Here is a 2969-nt window from a genome sequence, read left to right as displayed (position 1 = left end):
CGACGACCAGGCAACCGCCAGGCGAGACGGGCCGCGCTGCCGCCACGGCGAGCAGTCGGCAATGCAGGCCAGCCGGGGGTTGCGCCGCTCCCGGGAACCGCGAGCCGGCGGCGGGGAACAGGGCATGGCCTTTGCTGGCGGCTGGAGCGGGAGCGGCGTTGTGATCAGGCGGCTTGTTGCCAGGGTGGCGGGCGGCCAGGGGCGGAAACGGTTCTGGGCCCGGGTGGGTGGAGACGGTAGGTGTAGCGGCCGTCCGGTCCCCGGGAGATATCGATGCGGTCCGGGTTGGAGGCTTTGTACCTGTTGTGCCATCCGCAGGTGAGTGTGAGTTGGTCGATGTCGGTCGGCGAGCCGAGAGCCCAGCCGTTGACGTGGTCGACCTCGCACAACGTTCCGGGGACTTCGCATCCTTGGACGGCGCAGGTTGGGTTGAGGGCCTCTAGGACGCGACGCTGTGCGGGGCTGGCGAAGCGTTCGGTGCGTCCGAGGTAGAGGGGAAGGCCGCCCTGGCCAAGCAAAAGGGGCGCGACTCCGGCGGCCAAGGCGATGCGGCGGGCCTGGGCGGCGGGGATCGCGGTTCCGTCGGCGAGCCGGGCGGGTGCCGCACCGCCGGTGAGAGTGTCCAAGTCACAGATGACGGTGACCTTGGTGGCCTTGTGTCCGCCCGACATTACCGAGCTGAGTGCGGCGGCGGTGCGTTGGGACAGGTCACGTGTGTCGTCGGTCCCGGCCGGTTTGGCGAGCGGGCCGAGGGTGCCGTCCCAGACGGCGGCGTCTTCGGCGTTGAGCCAGCCCTTGATATAGCGACCGCCGTCCAGGGAGCGCGTCGAATCGATCCAGGACTGCTCATGGCCCCGTCGGATATCGGCGTCCGGAGCAGGCTCGGTGCCATCGCGTTCAGCGATCACGTCCCCGATTCGGCGGCCGAACGAAGCGATCTTCCCCGCTGAGAACCCCTGGGCGACCATGCCCAGCAGGATCTTTTCAGCGGCCCGGCAGTCGTCATCGTCCAGCCGGGCGACCGCACCGGCGATGGTCGCGGCGTGGCCAGCCGAAATTTCACCTGCTGCCCAGCGCCTGGACACGTCCTCTAGGCGGTGCTGCTGGCGGGCCAGGGTCAGCCGTTCTTTGGCGCGGGCGTCACGCATTCCGAGCCGGGAGCGAAGCCATGCGCGGGTGGAGGGAAACCCCCAACGCTGCACTTCGCGTCCCCGGTCGACGACGCCGACGAATCCCGCCAGTGCGGCCTCGTGCATATCGCCGGTCGCGGCGAGGGCCTCGGCGAGTTCCATGCAGGCCGCCGGGGATTCCGGCGGAGTCCGGCGGGCAAGCTCAGCCGCGATCGCCGAAGCGGCGTTCACCAATTCAATAGTGGACGCTCCAGCAACATCGACCCCGACCACTTCCACAACCCCGATTTTACCTGCCCCACCTCAATATCCCACCGAATAGAAGCCTGAATATTGTCACCCTAACGCCACCCCCGAAACCTAGCCCACCCCAAACAGAAGGCATGCCAGACAATTCGGGCATACCTGCCCTCCAATGACCCCCACCCATTCAGACCCAAGATCGACCTCTAGCAGGCCCCACCCATTGTTCGCAAGATCGCACATCGAACGGATGGGTGAGTGACCCATTTTCATCCTCGGGTGGCTTCGTAGTTCTGCAGGACGGCGATGGCCTTGACGAGGTGGCCGGCCTTGCTGGGGCTGCAGCAGAGCTTGCGGCGGATTCGCCAGCTCTTGAGCTGGGCGTTTGCGCGTTCACCGGGTCCACGGAGCCTGGCGTGCGCGCGGTTGGCCTGCTTCTGGGACTCGGGCTTGTCGCGCCCCTTGTACGGGGTGACGACGACGCAGGCCTCGGCTTCTTGATAGCCCTTGTCGGCCCGCGTGATGATCCCGGCGGTGTCCAGCTTGCGCAGGATTCCCCACAGGCGCGCGGCGGTCAGATCGTGCGTGCGGCCGGGCATCGCCCCCCATGTCCACCAGATCGTCCCCGTCCGGACCGGCGATGACCTGCACGTTCATCCCGTTGCAGCGGTGTTTGACCGAGTAGTGGGGCCGGGCGGCGCGCACGCGGTCGGTGGCGATGAGCGTGCCGTCCAGCACCAGTAGGTGCAGCCCGTCTTGTTCGACCTGGCGCAGGACCGCTCCCAGCTTGGTGACCGCGACGACAGCAGCGCCTCCCGCCTCCTGGACGTACCGCCAGGCCGTGTTTGTTGACACCCCGGACCCAGCCCCCGATTCGGCGAAGGTCTCGCCCTTGCGCAGATGGACCAGTACCAGCAGGGCCTGCTGCCCGGGGGTTGAGCAGCCGCCAGGCCGACCCGACCGCCTTGCGGTGCCGCCGGATCGCTCCGGCCAGGTAGTTCAGCGTTCCACGCGACAAATCGGCGGCAGCGCGATAGAACAGCACGCAGGATCCTCTGGTTCGGACGTCGAGATTGTGGTGATCAAGTCGTCTACCAGGGGATTCTTCGTTTTCGCTGGCCGGACGCCGGTACCGCGATCATGTTGTGATCGGGTTACGCCCAGCCGGACGAAAAAGAGCAGTGGGCATTTTCGGCTCTTGGACGGGTGGGGGCGGCGCGTCGGGCAGAGGGCAGGCGGAGCCTGCCCGACGAAAGCTGCACTCAGGGGCCGCAGAGGCTCCGAAGTCAAGGGTGGCCGGAGGCCATCGCGAAGCGACGCGAAGCGCCCTTGACTTTGGAGGAGCGGCCCCGTACGCAGCGCCGCCCCCACCACAATTACCCGACTCTTCTCAGCGCTTGTCGGAGTGAACTCACGCGGCCGGCGCATCACCTTCTCGACCGACCGCCGGTGCTTGCCCCCGTTGAGCTGAGGGGCGAGAGGACGAAGAGGGCGTAGGCGGCCAGTGCGGTCTTGTCGTTCCTGTTGCGGAGGAGCACTGCCAGGGCGGGGACTATCCACACCCAGTGGTGCGCCCACGAGACGGGTGGCACTAGG

Annotated in this window: 1 protein-coding gene and 1 pseudogene; both read right to left on the bottom strand. The window is 67.5% G+C overall.

The genetic code is table 11. The features are described from left to right. Positions 1–164: 164 nt before the first annotated feature. Positions 165–1409, bottom strand: coding sequence for a DUF222 domain-containing protein (locus ACIWVC_RS23575; protein WP_396454580.1), 1245 nt, complete (start codon positions 1407–1409; stop codon positions 165–167). A 233-nt stretch (positions 1410–1642) separates the two neighbouring features. After that, a pseudogene (locus ACIWVC_RS23570) lies at positions 1643–2418 on the bottom strand (transposase family protein). Between the last annotated feature and the right edge of the window lie 551 nt (positions 2419–2969).

The organism is Actinomadura sp. (assembly GCF_044508335.1).
In the GTDB taxonomy this organism is placed as follows: Bacteria; Actinomycetota; Actinomycetes; order Streptosporangiales; family Streptosporangiaceae; genus Spirillospora.
Note: the sequence above shows the minus strand (reverse complement) of the source record. Positions and strands in the feature narration are given on the sequence as shown.